Source organism: Chryseobacterium lactis (assembly GCF_003815875.1).
GTDB lineage: Bacteria > Bacteroidota > Bacteroidia > Flavobacteriales > Weeksellaceae > Chryseobacterium > Chryseobacterium lactis.
Genome location: NZ_CP033924.1, coordinates 2,103,627 through 2,121,429 on the forward strand (window position 1 = coordinate 2,103,627; position 17,803 = coordinate 2,121,429).

Genomic DNA, 17,803 nt, shown 5'->3' on the forward strand with positions numbered 1-17,803 from the left:
GAAAGGGAGCTTTTTTATTTCTGAATATTTTTTAAATGATTTAATTTTTATCAAAACATGACGATACGCAGAACAGATTCCACGAACCAGGATTTCAGAAATTTAGTGAAATTACTAGATTCTACTTTGGCTGAACACAATGGCGATGATCACGATTTCTTTAACCAATTTAACACAATTGATACGATTAAGAATTGTATAGTGGTTTATGTAGATAATATTCCGGCCGCTTGTGGAGCCTTCAAACCATTTTCAGAAGATGCTGTAGAGATCAAAAGAATGTTCACCGATCCCAAATTTAGAAAAAAAGGGCTGGGTTCAGCCATTGTATCAGAATTGGAAAGTTGGGCTAAAGAGTCCGGTTTTAAAAAAGCAATACTGGAAACTTCATCAGAATTGGATAATGCAATTTCCGTATATGAAAAAAGTGGATTTTACAGGATTCCAAATTATGGACAATATATAGGAGTAGATCAAAGCGTGTGTTACGAAAAGATACTTTAGACTCTTTGGGGTTTGCGTTGGTAAGAGATTGGTTCATAGGCGATCATTAATATTCATGTAATGCTAAATTCATTTTTAAAAAGTTTGTAATTCCCATTAAAGTGTTATATTGTGGCACACAACCAAAATTATAACATATGAAAAAAAGTGTATTCTTATTAGCTTTATGCATTGCTTTACACTCCTGTACAAGGGATGAACTTCAAAATGAAAGCCCTAAAACCGAAATGGCTCAAAAAGATCCGTTGACAGAAAAACAGATCAACGAGAGAATCAATCAATCTATTAAAACGGACGGCTCTTTCAATTGGAGTAATGAATCTGATCACTTTTTATGGAGTGCTATTTTCCGTGGAAACAAAATGGCTTCTGTAGGCTTCGGTTCTTCAAAGGATGATTTTGACAGAAGCAAATCTCCTGATAATAAAAATATGGAGAATGAAATTGTAGAACTCATCAAAAAATACGAAGGAATAGAACCTGCCAGATTTCTTCTTAATTCGGATAAATATCTTAACCAGATGGATATTGTCATCCAAAATGAAGAGACTTTAACAGCACTTAGGCAGATGAAAAATATCCGATATGTAGAGCCAGCGGATTATCATTATTTTGAAATTGAAAATAAGTATAATTTAACATCAAAATCTTCCGGCAGCGGCTCTTCGGGATGTGGTTTCTCTTCAACAGCATTAAATGCAGCCGACTATACATCAACCACTCCGGGGGCAAAAATTCCGTGGGCCTTTGCAAAACATAATATTCCTGATGCCTGGAACTACAGTACAGGTGCCGGTGTAACTATCGGTCTTGTGGATACAGGAGTCTCACCAGAACAGACTTTGCTTGGGAATAGCTTTAATAACGGAGCATCATCGGGTAGAAGCATCAGTAAGTTTGGGGTATTCAACTCAGATGGTCCTAATGACCAGTGTGGACACGGAACCAAAATGGCTTCAGTAATGACAGCGCCAAGAAATAATGCAGGATTGCCTGTAGGAGTAGCTTATAACGCGAATTTAATTGCTTACAGAGCTGCTGAAAATGTAGTATTGGAAACTTCCAACGAACAAAACGGAGTAAAAACCGCGTTCACGGAGTTGGGTAACAATGCCAATGTAAAAATCATTTCCATGTCAATGGGACATATTTTTTCAGTGGGAAAAATAGAAGATGGGGTAAAATATGCCTATAACAGAGGAAAACTAATCTTCTGTGCAGGAGGAACCTCAACAAGCTTTACCAATTTTGTAGGGGTTATTTTTCCAGCATCAATGTCGGAAACACAAGCAATAACAGGGGTGAAGGAAGGAACTTCCAATCAGAAATGTAATGTCTGCCATTCCGGAAGCCAGATTGATTTTACCTTCCAGATGGAAAGAGCGTCAGGAAATACAGTGCCTGTTCTGAGTTACTATAACGGACAGTCTGATTATGTAGGTGGTTCTTCAGTAGCAACCGCAGCCACCGCAGGTATTGCGGCTTTAGTTTGGGCTAAAAATCCTTCATGGACAAGAGATCAGGTTCTTAATAAAATGAGGCAATCGGCTACTTATTATCCAAATGTAAACTCCAGTTATGGGTATGGAAATATCAATGTATTACAGGCGGTACAATAAAAACAAATAATAAACAGACTATAAAAGGAAAGGAAATATCTCAGCTGAGGTATTTCCTTTTTATTTTCAGAGAAAGTTTTTTAATCATAAAAAGAAATGAGTGGCTTTCCCTCATTTTCATCCTGTATTTTATCCAATTCTTACACTGGTCATACTTAGCGAGCCGCCAATAAGCTCATCATTAAATAATGTCAGTTCCTCGGATGTATCCTTTAATCCCAGAGTATAAATTAACGGGAGGTAATGGTCGGGAGTAGGAACAGCATATTGTAAAAAAGTACCTTGTTTCTGATACTCGATAATATTTTGGAAATTACCATCCAGCATCCAGTTGTTGGTCTTTTCACGTGCTTCTATTGCCCAATCCCAGCCGGCACCTACTGTATCGATATTTTTCCAGTCGATAAGGCGAAGGTTATGAACAATATTTCCGCTTCCGATAATTAAAATTCCTTTTTCGCGAAGCTTATTCAGGCGTTTTGCCAGATCGTAGTGATATTGAGCTGGTTTTGTATGGTCAATACTGAGCTGTATCACAGGAATATCTGCTTCAGGATACATATGTTTGATAACAGACCAGGCACCGTGATCAAGTCCCCAGTTGTGATCTTCCTCTACCTCGATGGGTAGTAAAAGTTCTGCGGTTTCATGTGCCAGTTCAGGACTTCCGGGTGCCGGGTATTGCACATCAAATAATGCTTTTGGAAAACCATAAAAGTCGTGAATGGTTTTAGGCATTTTCATGGCGGTAACAAAAGTTCCCTCCGTATACCAATGTGCAGAAATACATAAAATAGCATTAGGCTTAGGAATTTCTGTAGCTGCTTTTCGAAATCCCTGTACAAACTGATTTTCTTCAATAGCATTCATAGGCGATCCGTGTCCAAGAAATAAAACGGGCATTCTCTGAGTTGTATTAAAACTTTCGCTTATGTTTTGAAGATCGTTAAGGTTCATAAATATTGAAGATTTATAAAAAAATAAAGGTTCAAGGCTTTTAGACAAATCCCTGAACCTTTTATAATGTATGTTAAAAAACTATGCTTGCTTTACAAACTGTAATTCTCCGGCTACTTTTACATCGTCACTTACCATCACACCTCCTGCTTCAAGAGCTGCATTCCAGTTTAATCCGAAGTCTTTTCTACTGATTTTTCCTTCAAAAGAGAATCCAGCTTTTGTATTTCCCCATGGGTCAACATTGATTCCTCCGAAATCTACATCCAATGTTACAGGTTTTGTAATTCCATTGATGGTAAGATTTCCTACTACCTGATCATTCAGTGCCTGAGAGTCAAAAGTAATGGTAGGATATTGTTCAGCATTGAAAAACTCACCGGACTTTAAGTGATTATCTCTGTCAGTATTGTTGGTAAATACAGAATCAGTCTGGATAGTTGCTGTAGTTTTTGCATTAGCGAAAGTATCATCCTCTGCTTCAATTTCTGCAGTGAAAGTTCTGAAGCTTCCTTTTACGTTAGAGATCATCATGTGTTTTACTTTGAAAGTAATTTCACTATGCGTAGGGTCTAGGTTCCATTTTGTTGCCATTGTATTTTATATTTTTTGTTTGTTATTAATGATGCAAATTTAGGATACAGCACATATACAAGTCATTGATATAGGATAAGAAATGCTGTTTACACTTAAAATTGTCAATTTTGAATCAATTAAGAGTAAAGTTAACAGTCGATATTGCTTCGCAAGTGAATGGTGCATATCTATTAATCTTCAACTTTCAATTCTCCATTTTCAACTCCAAAAAATTCTACTATTAAGTTAAGGAATAATTTAAATCAATTCATTAATTCTATTTTACGAATGTTTTATTTTAACGTTTATTAACGGATGGTTTTTATTTCTTATTTTTGATGGATTCAATTTTATGCAATGAAATTATATAAATTTTCTTTATTGATACTGGTTTTGGGCAGCTCAGCATTTGCTCAGACCCAAAAATTTACTATGGCGGAGGCTGTAAATGGGATGAGAACCAATCTTGCAGTGAAAAATATTTCACAATTTTCATGGTCTGCAGACGGAAAATCGTATATCCAATCGGTGAAAGGAGGATATTTGGTTACAGATTTGAAAACCAATAAACAAGACACCCTGGTTTCTTTAACCCAGCTGAATAAACAATTTTCAAATGATAAGCTGAAAGCAGTTCCACAGATTAAGTTTGCAGGAACCTCCCAGGGTTATTTCAATAACGGTGGCAAAATGTTCTGGATTGAAAAATCAGGAAGTGACTGGAAAGTAAAAAACTCAGCCACAGTAGATCAGGATGCGGCTAATGTAAAAATGTTCGGGGACGGTCAGACTTTTGCCTTTACAGCAAAGAACAATTTATTTGTTAATAAAAACGGTAAAACGATTGCGGTAACCAATGAGGCTAATGAAAATATCATCAGCGGACAAGCGGTTCACCGTAATGAATTCGGAATTGATACCGGAATTTTTCCTGCTCCCAACTCAGAAAGTGTAGCTTTCTATAAAATGGATCAGAGTATGGTCGCAGATTACCCGATCATTGACTGGTCAGTAACTCCGGCCGTTAGCCACAACATTAAATATCCGATGGCAGGTCAAACTTCTCATCAGGTAACTTTAGGGGTTTTCAATATTAAAAATCAAACAACCACTTTCTTAAAAATTGAAGGTGAAAAAGATCAATATTTAACAGCCGTTACCTGGAGCCCGGATTCAAAATATATTTTTGTAGGCGTCTTAAACAGAGGTCAGAATCATATGAAAATGAATCAATATGATGCTGTGACAGGAGAATTGGTGAAAACCTTATTCGAAGAAAAAGACAGTAAATATGTTGAACCACAGCATCCGCTTACTTTCTTTCCAAATTCCAATACAGACTTCATCTGGCAAAGTCAGAGAACCGGTTATAACCATCTTTTCCACTACAGCCTGGAAAAAGGACTTGTAGCACAGATTACAAAAGGAGACTGGTTGGTAACGGATATCTTAGGTTTTAATGAAAAGAAAAAAGAAATTTTCTTTACGTCAACAAAAGAAACACCTTTAGAAAGACATTTATATAAGATCAATTGGGCTAATTTCAAAATGCAGAGACTGGATGATGCTCCGGGAATGCACATCGGAACATTGAGTAGTGACGGAAATTATTTGTTTGATGCATACAGCAATGCAAACTCGCCGAGAGTTGGTAATATTATCAATACAAACAATTTAAAATCTACCAATATTCTTACTTCTGAAAATCCATTAAAGAATTATCAGAGACCGGAAATTAAAAATGTAGAGTTAAAAGCAGACGACGGTACACCTTTATATGGAAAGATCATTCTTCCAACGAATTTTGATCCTAATAAAAAATACCCGACAATCGTTTATTTGTACAACGGGCCACACCTACAATTGATAACCAACTCTTTCCCGGCTTCCGGAAACCTTTGGTATGAATACATGGCACAAAACGGATATATTATTTTCACAATGGACGGAAGAGGATCTTCCAACCGTGGGATGAAGTTTGAGCAGGCTGTTTTCAGAAACCTGGGAACAACGGAAATGAACGATCAGATGAAAGGTGTGGAATATTTAAAATCTCTTCCTTACGTAAATGCTGATAAAATGGGAATTCACGGATGGAGCTTCGGAGGATTTATGACTACAAGTTTCATGCTTCGTAAGCCGGATGTCTTTAAAGTAGGCGTTGCAGGAGGGCCTGTTATCGAATGGAATATGTACGAAATCATGTATGGTGAAAGATATATGGATACGCCACAGGAAAATCCACAGGGATATGCAACAGCTAATCTTCTGGACAAAGTTCAGAACCTGAAAGGAAAGCTATTGATGATCCATGGAGCGCAGGATGACGTTGTAGTTTGGCAACATTCTATTAAGTTCATCAAAGCAGCCGTTGATAACGGAGTACAGCTTGATTATTTTGCTTACCCAGGACACCCGCACAATGTGATCGGAAAAGACAGAGTTCACCTGATGCAGAAAATCACAGATTATTTTGATCTGTATCTGAAGAAATAATGAGAAAATCCAGCCATTTTGGTTGGATTTTTTGTTGATTTTTGTTTGAAATCGCAAGGGCGCAAAGAAAGTTGATGTGATACTGTTGTAAGGCGCAAGGATTTTATCTGTAATAAAATTGTAAAAGGCTAAATAATTGTCATGAATTCACGAATGATTATTTTTATTTCCCGTAGATTACACGGATTTCGCAGATGATCGCTTAAAATGAACCTACCTGATTTCCTATCTTCGCGAGAAAATATTAAAAATCTCTTGCTGAAAATCTTCGATTTTCTTGCGACTTAAAAACGGCATAATTTTTAATCCCCTTGCGCTTTCCAACAATATAAAAACCGAATTTATTAATGCTTAAAGTATACCCTTCGATCTTACCAAACATCAATGCATCTGACATTTTATAGCTGTAATTTTGCATTACTAAAATCAACAATATGGAATTAGGAATAGGAATGTTCGGGGATTTGGCTTTAGACCAGTCAACCGGAAAATATAGAGATGCAGGAATAAAGATCCGTGAAATATTGGATCAGATAAAATTAATGGACGAGGTAGGAATTGATGTTTTTGCCATGGGTGAACACCATCGTCCCGATTATGCGGTTTCATCTCCGGAAATGGTATTGGCAGCAGCAGCCAGTATTACCAAAAATATAAAATTAGCAAGTGGAGTGACGGTTTTAAGTTCTTCGGAACCGGTAAAAGTATATGAGGACTTTTCAACACTGGATTTGATTTCAGACGGAAGAGCAGAGATATTTGTAGGCCGTGGAAGCTTTATTGAGTCATTTCCGCTATATGGATATTCATTGAATGATTATGAAGAATTATTTGATGAAAAACTGGAATTACTGTTGAAAATTAATTCCGAAGAAAACGTAACATGGTCAGGAAAACTTCGCGCACCTATGCAGAACCAAACCGTTTATCCCAGAGCAAAAAATGACGGGAAATTGTCTATCTGGAGAGCAGTTGGAGGTACACCACAATCTGTTTTAAGTGCTGCACAATTAGGAATGCCTCTAGTAGTAGCGATTATTGGTGGTATGCCGATTCAGTTTAAAAATCTGATTGAGTTTTATAAACAGGAATATCAAAAAGCAGGACATGATGTTGCCAACATGCAGATTGCCGTTCACTCCCATACTTTTGTGAGTGATGATGAGAAAATAGTAGATGGATATTTCAACAATTATAAATCTCAGATGGATAGGATAGGAGCATCCCGAGGTTGGGCACCGTACACAAAGATGCAGTATGATGGTGGAAGAAGTAAAGACGGCGCTCTGTTTATCGGAAGTCCGGCAGAAGTAGCAGACAAAATTGCTTATATGAAAGAGCTTTTCGGAATTACAAGATTCATTGGCCATATGGACGTTGGAGATCCTGCTCATGACATTATGATGAAGTCTATTGAACTATTCGGGAAAGAAGTAAAACCGTTGGTGCAAAACCTGTAATTATTCATAGTATTTAACCATAAAAGTCACAAAAGTCTTTAAACACTTTAGTTCTTTTTAAGGGACAAGCTTTACGCATAGGAAGTACACTTAAGCCTTATGAAAATCTTTGATTTTCAACTTATGTGAACTTTTTGCAGTGTAATTTTCAACTTAAGTGAACTAAAGTGTTTAAAAATAAAGTTTTGTGACTTTTATGGTTTAAAATAATATAAGTTAGACTATTTCAATCAAGCTTCCTCTTTCTTCATCCTTGATAATAGTAAGTGCAGTTGGAATCTTTTCTTTCAGTTCTTCCACGTGCGAGATAATTCCTACAATCCTGTTTTCTTTCATCAGATTAGTTAGAGTTTCAAAAACAATATTAACTGATTCCGTGTCCTGAGTTCCAAAACCTTCATCAATAAAGAAAAAGTTTTTCTCTGCCTGTGCATTTGCCTGAACACTTTCTGCCAAAGCCAGTGCGAGACTTAGCGATACCTGAAAAGACTGTCCGCCCGACAGCGTTTTTACACTTCTGCTTCTGCCTTCGTTGAGGTAATCGATGATTTCAAAATCGTTGTTTTCATTAAGCTGCAGGCTGAGCTGATTTCTGGTCATTCGATGGAAACGTACATTGGCATGATCACAAAGCTGTCTTAAGTAAATAGATGAAACATACTGCACAAAACCAGCCCCTTTGAATAAGTTTATCATCAGTTTCAGATTTTCAGAGCGCTTCTGAAGCTTTGAAAACTCCTTTTGCAAATCTTCCTTTTTAAGAAACTCTTTTTCCAGCCTCTCAATCTCAGTCATCATTTTTACAACAGAATCGTTGATTCGCTGGACTTCATTTTTGACCTCCGTAAACTGTTGCTCAGCAAGAGAAAATTGTTCATCATTGAATGAAAGATCTTTGAGTTTCAGCTCCAGACCTTCAATGACCTTTTTTAAAGTTTCGAAATCAATTGTAAACTTTTGGATGTAAGCTCTGGCCTGCTGAATATTGATTTCCTGAGCTAAAATACCTTCAACCTCTTTAAAATTACTGAATTTCTGTTCTGCCAAGGCATTGGAAATTACCACCGCATTTTGAGAAACTTCTTTTTCAAGTTCACTAATTTGTTTTTCAGACTGACTTACAATGGCTTTTTGTTCTGCCAGCTGAGGTGCAAGAACCTTTTCCTGCTGGGTGGCAATCTGATAATTTTTTTCTGTTTCAGTATTAGACTGCACCAACTTTTGATACTTAGCTTCTACTTCTGCTATTGTTTTCTGCTCATAAAGATTCCATTCCAGCGTTTTTACGTTGGAACGACTGATATTAATTTGCTCTTGCTTGGTAACCTCTTCCAGTTTAAAAGTTTCCAGAGCAGATTTATATTTTTCTAAAATTTTATGTTCCTTTTCCAGAGTTTCACGTTCTGTAGAAAGGTTTTGCTCGGCCTCTCCAATTTTCTTTTCTACAGCAAAAGATTCTTCCCTTTTTTTCTCAAAATCATCCTCCCGATCTGGACTGAATTGTTTCCACGTAAAATGCTGAAGATGATTTTCAATCTCCGTTTGAAGCTGAGCTGATTTTTTTTGTTCAGCGACCAGTTGCTCTTCAAAGATTTTTTTTCTGTCAAGGATTTTTTCAATTTCAGTTTCCTGTTTTTGAAGACTTAGAATTTCCTTTTCAATAGCTGTTATTTTTTCCTGAATCGCCAGGATTTCCGCATTGACATCGTGGAATTCTACAATATCCGGATGCTCTTTGGAACCGCACAACGGGCATGCTTCTCCATTATGAAGCTCGCTTGCAAACTGAGAAAGCTCTTTTTGAATTTTTAAATGATCCAGTTTTTGGGAAAACTCTTTCCTGTTTGTTTCAAGAAGCTCTTTTTTTGTATTGAAGACTTCTTTATAATTTTCCTGAAAGTTAAATGGTTTTAATTCATCAGAAACTGCTTCAAGTTGCTTTTGCTGTTTTTCAATTTTTTCAACCTGTTCCTGCTGTGATTTTTTAAAGTTCTTAAGTTGCAGAAACCAATTTCCAACACTTGAAACCAAGGCTGTATCAAGCTTTTTTTCTTTTAAAGCAATAATATGCTGAGAAAGTTCATCAATCTTTTTCTGAATGCTGGTTTTATGAGTTTCAACTTCCGTTACTTTCTGAGAACCGTTTTGAGTCCTTTCATTGAGAATTTTAATCTCATCAGAAGACTTTAAAATCGTAATAATCAGACTCAGGTCATTTTCCTGTATTTTAGACTGATCCAATACCTGGAATTTGGGCTCCAGAATAGCAAGTTGCTCTTTTACGGTCTTAAAAGCGGCTGCAGTTTCCTGTAGTGTTTGAGTCTGCTTCTCCTTTTCAGCCTGTTTATCTGAAATTTCTTTTACAAGCTTATTTTTTTCAACAAGTAAAGGATTGAAAATTCTGAAAACACGATCATATAATTCTGTCCGTATTTCCAGAGCATCCATTTGAGGCTTTTGTTCAGAGAGTTTTCCGAAATTTTCTTTATTCTGTTTTAAACTTTCAAAATCAGTTTTTAAATTTTTTAATTGTTGATAAGTGTTGGAAATCTTCTCCAACTTTTCATTGGAATCGGTAAGCTTTTTTTGCTCTTCCGTTAAAAATCCTTTCTGAAGTTGAATTTTTTCCTCATCAATTTCCTCAAAACCTTTTAATTGTCCCTCAAGTTGATCCAGTTCAGATCTGTTTTTTGTATTGAGCACGGAAACGTTATTCTGAAGATCAAATTTCTGAAGATTAAAGATCTCCTTCATCATATTCGTTCTTTCTGCAGCGCCTAATTCAAGGAATTCTTTAAACTGTCCCTGTGGGATAATGATCGTTCTTTTGAAGTTCGAATAGCTTAAACCAATAATTGTTTCTGCATTGGTATGATCCAAAGGAACCCATTTGCCATTACTATTCTCATAAAAAGCAACAGAATAGGGCTTTACATCTTCAAATTTTTTAGAATTACGCCTGAAATCCCTGGTTGCCCGGAATAGCTTATTCTCATAATTGATGAAATCAAATTCTATATAAGAAGAATTCGACTTTAGATTCATCATGTTATAAGCTCTTTTGTCACGCATATTCAGACGTTCTGTTTCACCGTATAAAGCAAATGAAATCGCTTCAAGAACCGACGATTTTCCGGAGCCCACAGCCCCGAAAATACCAAACAATCCAGCTTCGGTAAGATTTCTGAAATCAATAATTTGACGTTCCTGGTAGGAATAAAGTCCTTCGATCGTTAATTGTACAGGAATCATGGCTTATGCATTTAAAATTTCGTTAAACAAATTCATCAGTTCTTCATTGGCTTCCTGGCCCCCGTTTTTAGATTTAAAATAATCTCTGAATAATATATCAATATCCTGACTCAGATTGATTTCGTGGTTTGCACCTTCCATAAGTTCCCGGTTTTTGACTTTGGGAATAAGATGAACGATACCATTGTGCGATTGATAGATTAATTTTCTTTCATCCACCGTTAAAAAAGTCTCACTCTCTAAAGTCAGTTCAATAAAGGTATTCGGATTTTCTTTAAGCCACTGAATAGTGTCTTCTACAGATGTGAATGTTTTTCTAACCAGAGTTCTTCCGTTTTTCAGCTGCTTTTTTTCATATAATGCTGCCTTTCCCGGGTTCGCTTCAATAATAGAAATATATTTTTTCTGGCCTGCTTCACTAAAGCTGTAGCACAAAGGGGAAGAAGAGTATATCACCGGTTTTTCCGCAGTTCCGATGTTTTGAAAAGCATGAAGGTGCCCCAAAGCAGTATACTGGATCTGATCCGGGATAATATCTGAATAAATAATATCTGCATTCCCTATTTTGATAGGTTTTTCTCCTTCCGGTTCTTCCAGAATCTCAGCACCCCTTTTGTTCATGTATAAATGAGCGGTCAGAAGATTGACTCCCGAATCATCACAAAACTCATCTGCAAGGTTTTTCCAGGTTTGTGCCAGCACTTTGTTAATTTCTTCTTCTTTATTTTCTCCAAAATATTCTTTCAGACGAATTTCGTTGGCATAAGGTGTATGAAGGATTCTGACAGGGAAATCTGTATTTTCAATTTTCAGTTCTATAAATCCTGCTTTTGATTTTAGAATTTTAAAATATTCATTTTCAAAAGGCAGAATTTCAGCTTTGGGATGACCAATTAAAATAATTCCACACTCCCTGGCCAAAGGATCCGGAGCATCGATGAGGTTGGGAGAATCATGATTCCCTGAAATGGCAATTACTGGACGTTTCCCATTTTGAGATAGACGCTTCAGTGTTTTATAGAACAATTCAACAGCTTCTACGCTGGGATTAAAGCTATCAAAAAGATCACCGGCAACAATAACGAGATCAACTTTTTCATCATCAGCAATACTTATAATCTCTTCCATGACCAAAACCTGTTCTTCCAGACGGGAAAAGCGATCCAGTCGTTTACCTAAGTGCCAGTCGGCAGTGTGTAGAATTTTCATAAAAGTATATCATTGTTTAAAGGAAATATGAAAGGTAATGGTATATAATATTTTTTCCAATATTGTTCAATACCAAAGATAAATGAAGTTGTATTGTAAAAAATACGGTTTACCTTAATTTATCAGGAGGTGTAATTTAACCAAAAAAACTGTTTGCAACAAAGCAATAGTTGGCTTAGGAATGAACGATTTTCATAGTTTATTATCGGTTTCTTGGGTCTTGAAACCTTCCTGGATTTGTTTTAAACGAGCTTTCCTTTCTGCTTCTGCATTTTGTATTTTACGTTTTTTCTGATCAATTTTCTTTTTATTTTTTTTCCTGTTTGCTTCGTTGTTTTTGCTCATATAGGTTGGTGAAGAATAATTTTTAAGTGATAAGCAATAGCCTCTTCAAAAATACTAAAGATTAAGAGTTTAAACAATTTTACTCGTTAAGTCTGGTAAAATGTTTTAATTTTACTGCGTTATGGAAGAAAAACCAAAAGATCCTTTACACGGAAAAAGACTTGATGCTATCCTTGAAGAGCTGGTAGAATACTATGAAGGCTTTGAAAAACTAGGCGAGCAGATCAATATAAAATGTTTTACAGACAATCCGAGTATCAGTTCTTCGCTGAAGTTTTTGAGAAAAACACCATGGGCCAGAACTAAAGTAGAAAGTTTGTATCTTTTTATGCTGAGACAGAAAAAACGAGACGAAACCAGAAATAAAAAATAAAGCCAGCAAGCCTGAAGGTGGATGCGACTATTGGTCTTATGACTGCTAATGGTTATTAATGGGGAAGCTTTTAAAACATAAAATGCAGATGTAGTGGTTCTTTATGCCCTTCATAACTTCCTTCTTTAATCTCCCATCTTCCTACCAGATTAAATCATTTCAAAAATAGTATATTTGTGCCATTAATCGTGAAGAAACTCACGACAAAAAAGAAAAATATGACAATTGAAAACAATCACGTTGTAGCGGTAAAATACATCCTTCACACAATCGAAGAAGATGGAAGTAAGATTCTTGTAGAAGAAACTACAGCAGAAAATCCACTTACATTTTTGTATGGTGCAGGAATGATGATTCCTAAGTTTGAACAAAATATCCTTGGCCTGAAAGCCGGAGATAAAGCAGCTTTTGTTATTCAGCCTGAAGAAGCTTACGGTGAAAGACAACCTGATGCTATTGCACAATTACCGGTTGAAATGTTTAACGAATCCGGACTTCCTCCTGTTGGAGCGATTTTACCTTTGTCTGATAATCAAGGAAACAATTTCCAGGCTTTTGTGGTAGAAATCACTCCGGAAGTTGTAGTAGCAGACCTTAACCACCCAATGGCTGGTAAAGTTTTAGATTTCCAGGTGGAAATTTTAAATACTCGTCCTGCGACAGAAGAGGAATTGTCACACGGTCACGCTCATGGAATTGACGGAACTGACGCTCACTAAAAAATAAAAATGTCCGATTTTTTCGGACATTTTTTCTATCGGCTTTAGCCAAAACATAAAAAAGACGCATTTTTAAAAATGCGTCTTTTTATTTTACCGAATAATAGTCATAATATGCTTGGCATTCCCCTCCGCTGGAGGGGTGGGAAATCTTCGATTTGACGGGGTGGTTTACCACGTTCTCTTACTCCATGATCATTACATAAAATTCTTCTTCATCAATCTAAAAATTCACCCGAAACATAATACCAGCGTTCATGCATTTTCTGGAAAAAAGAAAATTCATGATGGATCTGTGGATGACCATCCTGATCCGTATAATAAGCTTTGAATTCTACCTGGTTTAATGCCGGGGTTTGGATAATTTCCAGCTTTGTCCAGTCATTGATCTCTCCCCATTCCTGCAGATCCTGTTTGTTGTGGTATTTTCGCTTTCCCGGAAGCGTGGTTTCCATTAAGTATTCCCCATTGGGAATAGCAAAGGCAGAAAACCTTGAACGCATCAATGCTTCAGCACTGGGAGCATACTTTTCTCCCGTGTGATAAGGTTTACAGCATTCTTCGTAGGTTTTTCCTGAACAGCAGGGACAATCCATATGTTGTATTTTACTTTAGGCCACAAAAATAATAAATATCAATAGAAACAAGCTTAGCCTAAATATGAAAAAGCATCCTTTACAGAATGCTTTTCGTTATTTTAATTTTTATCTTCTATTTTCGTGTCAATGAAAGTATATTCACTGCCAGCCATTTCCATAGTGAGACTTTTCGACTTATATTTTACATGTGAGCTATCAAGTACTTGATATGTATAAACATCTGTTCCTCCAGAATCAAAATGAAGTTCATGAAACTCTCCGTTTTCGATCCACCATTGTCCTTTTTCCACGTGTTGATCTACCTCACAATTCTGAACAGTTGTAAAAATAAGCACAAAAGTCCCGTCTTCTTTTCTGTCCATGATCCAAAGCTTTTCCATTCCGGCAATCTGCTGGTCTTTTTCGCTGCCTTTCCATAGACCGACCAGCTTTTTATCAATTTTATTGACCTTTGGAGCACTCTTTTGTGCACATGCTGTTCCAAAAGCAAGGATCAATGTGCTTAAAATGATTTTTTTCATAGTTATTTAAAATGTATTGTCATTCCCATCTCACTGTTTACAGGAATTCCCATGCTTTTTGCGGGAACCCATTTGGTATCCTGAACGAATTTCCTGAGTTTATTAATAAAATAAGATGAGTATTTATAGTTTTTTTTGTTTTTAAAGCTGATATTAATTTTTACATCCGAAATCTTTCCCGTTTTATACAAAATAAAGTCGGCAGACATGTAAGAATAAAGATCTTTGTCTTTTCTGAATTCAAAATCAGAAGGATATTTTACATCTCGCCAAAAATCTCTTTTGCCGGTTTTAGAAAAGTCGTTGTAATCTTTATCACCAGGATATCTTGAAGTGAAATCACATTCTTCAAAGCGATAAATCCTGTTTGGATTTTTCTTTACGAACTGTATTTCAGCAACACGCCTCAATGAATCAGTAAATTTGTCCCCAAACCTTTTTTTGATTTCCCTGTCCATTACTTGGCCGTAGCAATTCTGCAAATGTTCGGGAACAGTGCAATACGTAAGGGCAGAGTCTATCTCAATATTGTATTTTTTCAAAAGAGAATCCATTTCCGCATTGCTATTGTAGTGATCTACCATTCCAAAGTAATGAAAAAAAACAAGTTTGTTTTTCTTAATATCTGCTTCCGCTTTTGCTGTTTCCGAAGTGCAGGTAGAATCCCAGTATTTCCTTTCTTCTTTCAGAAAATCTGCCATTTCTTTTTGAGAAACAGAATCCGGAATAGTATCGGTTCTTTTTTGAAATAAAGATTCTGACCTGCTTTCAAATCTTTTGTTGTTAATTGAGAAGCAAGTCAGAATGATTAATGAAGACAATACCTTTATACTTGTATTGAATAGCATATATTATTTAATAAAACCTCTGTTTCTTAATAAAGGTTTAATATCCGGATCATGTCCTGTGAAATCTCTGAATGCCTGGTTAAGATCTACAGAATTTCCCACCGAAAGAATATATTTTCTAAAGCGGTCACCGTTTTCTCTTGTTAACCCACCATTGCTTTTGATCCATTCCCATGCATCATTATCTAGCGTTTCAGACCAAAGATAAGCGTAGTATCCTGCAGAATATCCACCTCCCCAAATGTGAGCAAAATAAGGAGTATGATATCTTGGTGGAACTGTTGCTAAAGTGAATCCATGGTTCGTTAGTGATTGTTTTTCAAAATCTAAAACAGGAATAAACTGTTTCTCATCACTTACCGTATGCCAGTCCATATCCAGTTCAGCAGCAGAGACCAATTCAGTCGTCATATATCCCTGATTGAAAGTAGATGCTTTCTTAATTTTTTCTACCAAAGTCTGTGGAATCGGTTGCTTGGTTTCATAATGAACCGCATAGTTATTCAATACAATCGGATCCAAAGCCCAATGTTCATTGATCTGCGAAGGAAACTCCACAAAATCTCTCGGTACATTAGTTCCGGAAAGAGATGGATATTTCTGACTTGCAAACATCCCATGGATGGAGTGCCCAAATTCATGGAAAATTGTTGAAACATCATCATAGCTGATTAATGAAGGTTTCCCGGGAGCCGGCTTCTGATAGTTGTAGCAGTTTACAATCACAGGTTTTGTTCCTAACAAATAAGATTGCTCAACGAAATTGCTCATCCATGCCCCTCCATTTTTAGAATCTCTGGTATAGAAATCCAGATAATAGATCGCAATAGATTTCCCATCATGATCAAAAACTTCATATGTCACTACATCAGGGTGATAAACCGGAAGATCAGTTCTTTTCTTGAAAGTTAATCCGTAGAATTTTTCAGCAGCAAAGAAAACTCCTTTTTCCAGAACTGTTGTAATTTCAAAATAAGGTTTTATTTCGCTTTCATCAAGATCAAATTTTGCTTTTCTTACCTGCTCTGCATAGAAGTTCCAGTCCCAAGGCTCTACCTTGAAACCACCTTTCTGCTGATCGATCAGATCCTGAATATCTTTTGCCTCACGTCTCGCTGTTTCTACTGCCGGAGTAGCCACCTGATTCATCAGTTTGGTAGCAGCTTCTGGAGTTTTTGCCATCTGATCCTGAAGTTTCCATGCAGCAAAATTCTTTTTGCCCAGAATCTGAGCTTTCTTAAGTCTCAGTTTAGCCAGTTTCTCAATTGTTTCTCTCGTATCATTAGCATCCCCTTTCTCAGCTCGTGACCAGGAAGCTTTGAATAGTTTTTCTCTGGTCGCTCTGTTTTTTAAATTTTGTAAAAGAGGTTGTTGCGTTGTATTTTGTAAAGCCAGAAGATACTTTCCGGGTTGTCCTGCTGTTTTAGCATCAGCCGCAGCTGCAGCAATTTCATCAGCAGAAAGTCCGTCAAGTTCTTTTGCATCAGCAAAGAATACACCACCTTGTTTTCTTGCTTCCAATAGCTTGTTGGCATATTGAGTCGAAAGTGAGGCCAGATCCTGGTTGATCTGCTTTAATTTTTCTTTCTCAGCTGTAGAAAGATTAGCCCCTGCAATTTCAAAGTTTTGTTTATAATATTGTACCAGTCTTTTGCTTTCAGAATCCAGTCCGTCTTCTTTGATAGACTTGATTCTTTTGTAAAGATTCTCATTCAGGTACATTTTATCATAATGAGCAGCAAAAATAGGTGCATATTGCTCATCTAAAGCCTGTAGAGTAGGATTGGTATTCGCACTCGTAAGGTTGGAAAATACAATTTGAGTTCTTCTCAAAACTTCACCACTTTTTTCCAGGGCAACTATTGTATTTTCAAAAGTTGGAGCTTCAGGATTATTCGCAATTTTTACGATTTCAGCTTCATGCTGTTTTAAACCAAAATCAAAAGCAGGTTTGAAATGTTCGTTTTTGATTTTGTCAAATTCCGGAGCTTCGTACTGAAGCTTGCTTTTCTTCATAAAAGGATTAGAAGATAAAGAGGGATCAGGAGCAGGAAGTTCCTGTTGAGTATCGGTTGGTTTCATTGTAGTACAAGATTGATTGAACGCCAAAGCAGAAATTAATAATACCGATGAAATATTCTTCATAAATATAGTTGTTATTAAAAGCTAAAGATATTAAAAACTTGCTTCATAGAAAGTATTTGGATGGATGTATTTAATGAAATGGTAAAATAGACAAAGAAAGAAGAGGGTGGTAGAGTCAAGCTTTATTGAAAATTTTAAATAACAGACAAGCAGGGTATTTTTAATGGTAATGTAATATTT

14 protein-coding genes are annotated in these 17,803 nt (G+C 36.4%); 6 read left to right on the forward strand and 8 right to left on the reverse strand.

Going from position 1 to position 17,803, the window contains the following annotated elements:
- Positions 1-57 precede the first annotated feature (57 nt).
- A complete protein-coding gene (locus tag EG342_RS09075) occupies positions 58-504 on the forward strand; it encodes a GNAT family N-acetyltransferase (protein WP_103291684.1) in 447 nt (148 codons plus the stop codon).
- Between the two features lie 137 nt (positions 505-641).
- The gene (locus tag EG342_RS09080; protein ID WP_103291683.1) at positions 642-2,123 is read left to right on the forward strand and encodes a S8 family peptidase; all 1,482 of its coding nucleotides are present in this window, start codon (positions 642-644) and stop codon (positions 2,121-2,123) included.
- Positions 2,124-2,252: 129 nt separating this feature from the next.
- On the opposite strand, the gene ygiD is transcribed toward EG342_RS09080, so the two are convergent.
- On the reverse strand, positions 2,253-3,080 hold the full coding sequence (gene ygiD, locus EG342_RS09085) for a 4,5-DOPA-extradiol-dioxygenase (RefSeq protein ID WP_103291682.1): 828 nt from the start codon (positions 3,078-3,080) through the stop codon (positions 2,253-2,255).
- 81 nt (positions 3,081-3,161) lie between these two features.
- Positions 3,162-3,674, reverse strand: coding sequence for a YceI family protein (locus EG342_RS09090; protein ID WP_103291681.1), 513 nt, complete (start codon positions 3,672-3,674; stop codon positions 3,162-3,164).
- Between the two features lie 339 nt (positions 3,675-4,013).
- Here EG342_RS09090 and EG342_RS09095 point away from each other — a divergent pair, with 339 nt between their 5' ends.
- Together EG342_RS09095 and EG342_RS09100 are read left to right on the forward strand one after the other, a co-directional pair.
- Positions 4,014-6,152, forward strand: a complete 2,139-nt coding sequence (locus EG342_RS09095; protein ID WP_103291680.1) for a S9 family peptidase — start codon at positions 4,014-4,016, stop codon at positions 6,150-6,152.
- Positions 6,153-6,586: 434 nt separating this feature from the next.
- Positions 6,587-7,612, forward strand: a complete 1,026-nt coding sequence (locus EG342_RS09100; RefSeq protein WP_103291679.1) for an LLM class flavin-dependent oxidoreductase — start codon at positions 6,587-6,589, stop codon at positions 7,610-7,612.
- Between the two features lie 216 nt (positions 7,613-7,828).
- On the opposite strand, the gene EG342_RS09105 is transcribed toward EG342_RS09100, so the two are convergent.
- A complete protein-coding gene (locus EG342_RS09105; protein ID WP_103291678.1) occupies positions 7,829-10,864 on the reverse strand; it encodes an SbcC/MukB-like Walker B domain-containing protein in 3,036 nt (1,011 codons plus the stop codon).
- A 3-nt stretch (positions 10,865-10,867) separates the two neighbouring features.
- On the reverse strand, positions 10,868-12,073 hold the full coding sequence (locus tag EG342_RS09110) for a metallophosphoesterase family protein (RefSeq protein WP_103291677.1): 1,206 nt from the start codon (positions 12,071-12,073) through the stop codon (positions 10,868-10,870).
- A gap of 466 nt (positions 12,074-12,539) precedes the next feature.
- On the opposite strand from EG342_RS09110, the gene EG342_RS09115 reads away from it, so the two are divergent.
- Together EG342_RS09115 and EG342_RS09120 are read left to right on the forward strand one after the other, a co-directional pair.
- Complete coding sequence (locus tag EG342_RS09115) at positions 12,540-12,791, forward strand: VF530 family protein (RefSeq protein WP_103291676.1); 252 nt, start codon at positions 12,540-12,542, stop codon at positions 12,789-12,791.
- 218 nt (positions 12,792-13,009) lie between these two features.
- Entirely contained in the window at positions 13,010-13,510 is a 501-nt protein-coding gene (locus EG342_RS09120; RefSeq protein ID WP_103291726.1) for an FKBP-type peptidyl-prolyl cis-trans isomerase, read from the forward strand.
- 218 nt (positions 13,511-13,728) lie between these two features.
- Here EG342_RS09120 and EG342_RS09125 read toward each other — a convergent pair whose 3' ends face one another.
- The 4 genes from EG342_RS09125 to EG342_RS09140 all read right to left on the reverse strand — a co-directional run bounded on the left by EG342_RS09125 (position 13,729) and on the right by EG342_RS09140 (position 17,623).
- Positions 13,729-14,106, reverse strand: coding sequence for a YchJ family protein (locus EG342_RS09125; protein ID WP_103291675.1), 378 nt, complete (start codon positions 14,104-14,106; stop codon positions 13,729-13,731).
- Between the two features lie 101 nt (positions 14,107-14,207).
- Entirely contained in the window at positions 14,208-14,630 is a 423-nt protein-coding gene (locus tag EG342_RS09130) for a hypothetical protein (RefSeq protein WP_103291674.1), read from the reverse strand.
- Positions 14,631-14,632: 2 nt separating this feature from the next.
- The gene (locus tag EG342_RS09135) at positions 14,633-15,478 is read right to left on the reverse strand and encodes a hypothetical protein (protein ID WP_103291673.1); all 846 of its coding nucleotides are present in this window, start codon (positions 15,476-15,478) and stop codon (positions 14,633-14,635) included.
- A gap of 3 nt (positions 15,479-15,481) precedes the next feature.
- Positions 15,482-17,623 carry a M3 family metallopeptidase gene (locus EG342_RS09140; protein ID WP_103291672.1) on the reverse strand — a complete coding sequence of 714 codons (2,142 nt, stop codon included), beginning with the start codon at positions 17,621-17,623 and terminating at the stop codon, positions 15,482-15,484.
- Between the last annotated feature and the right edge of the window lie 180 nt (positions 17,624-17,803).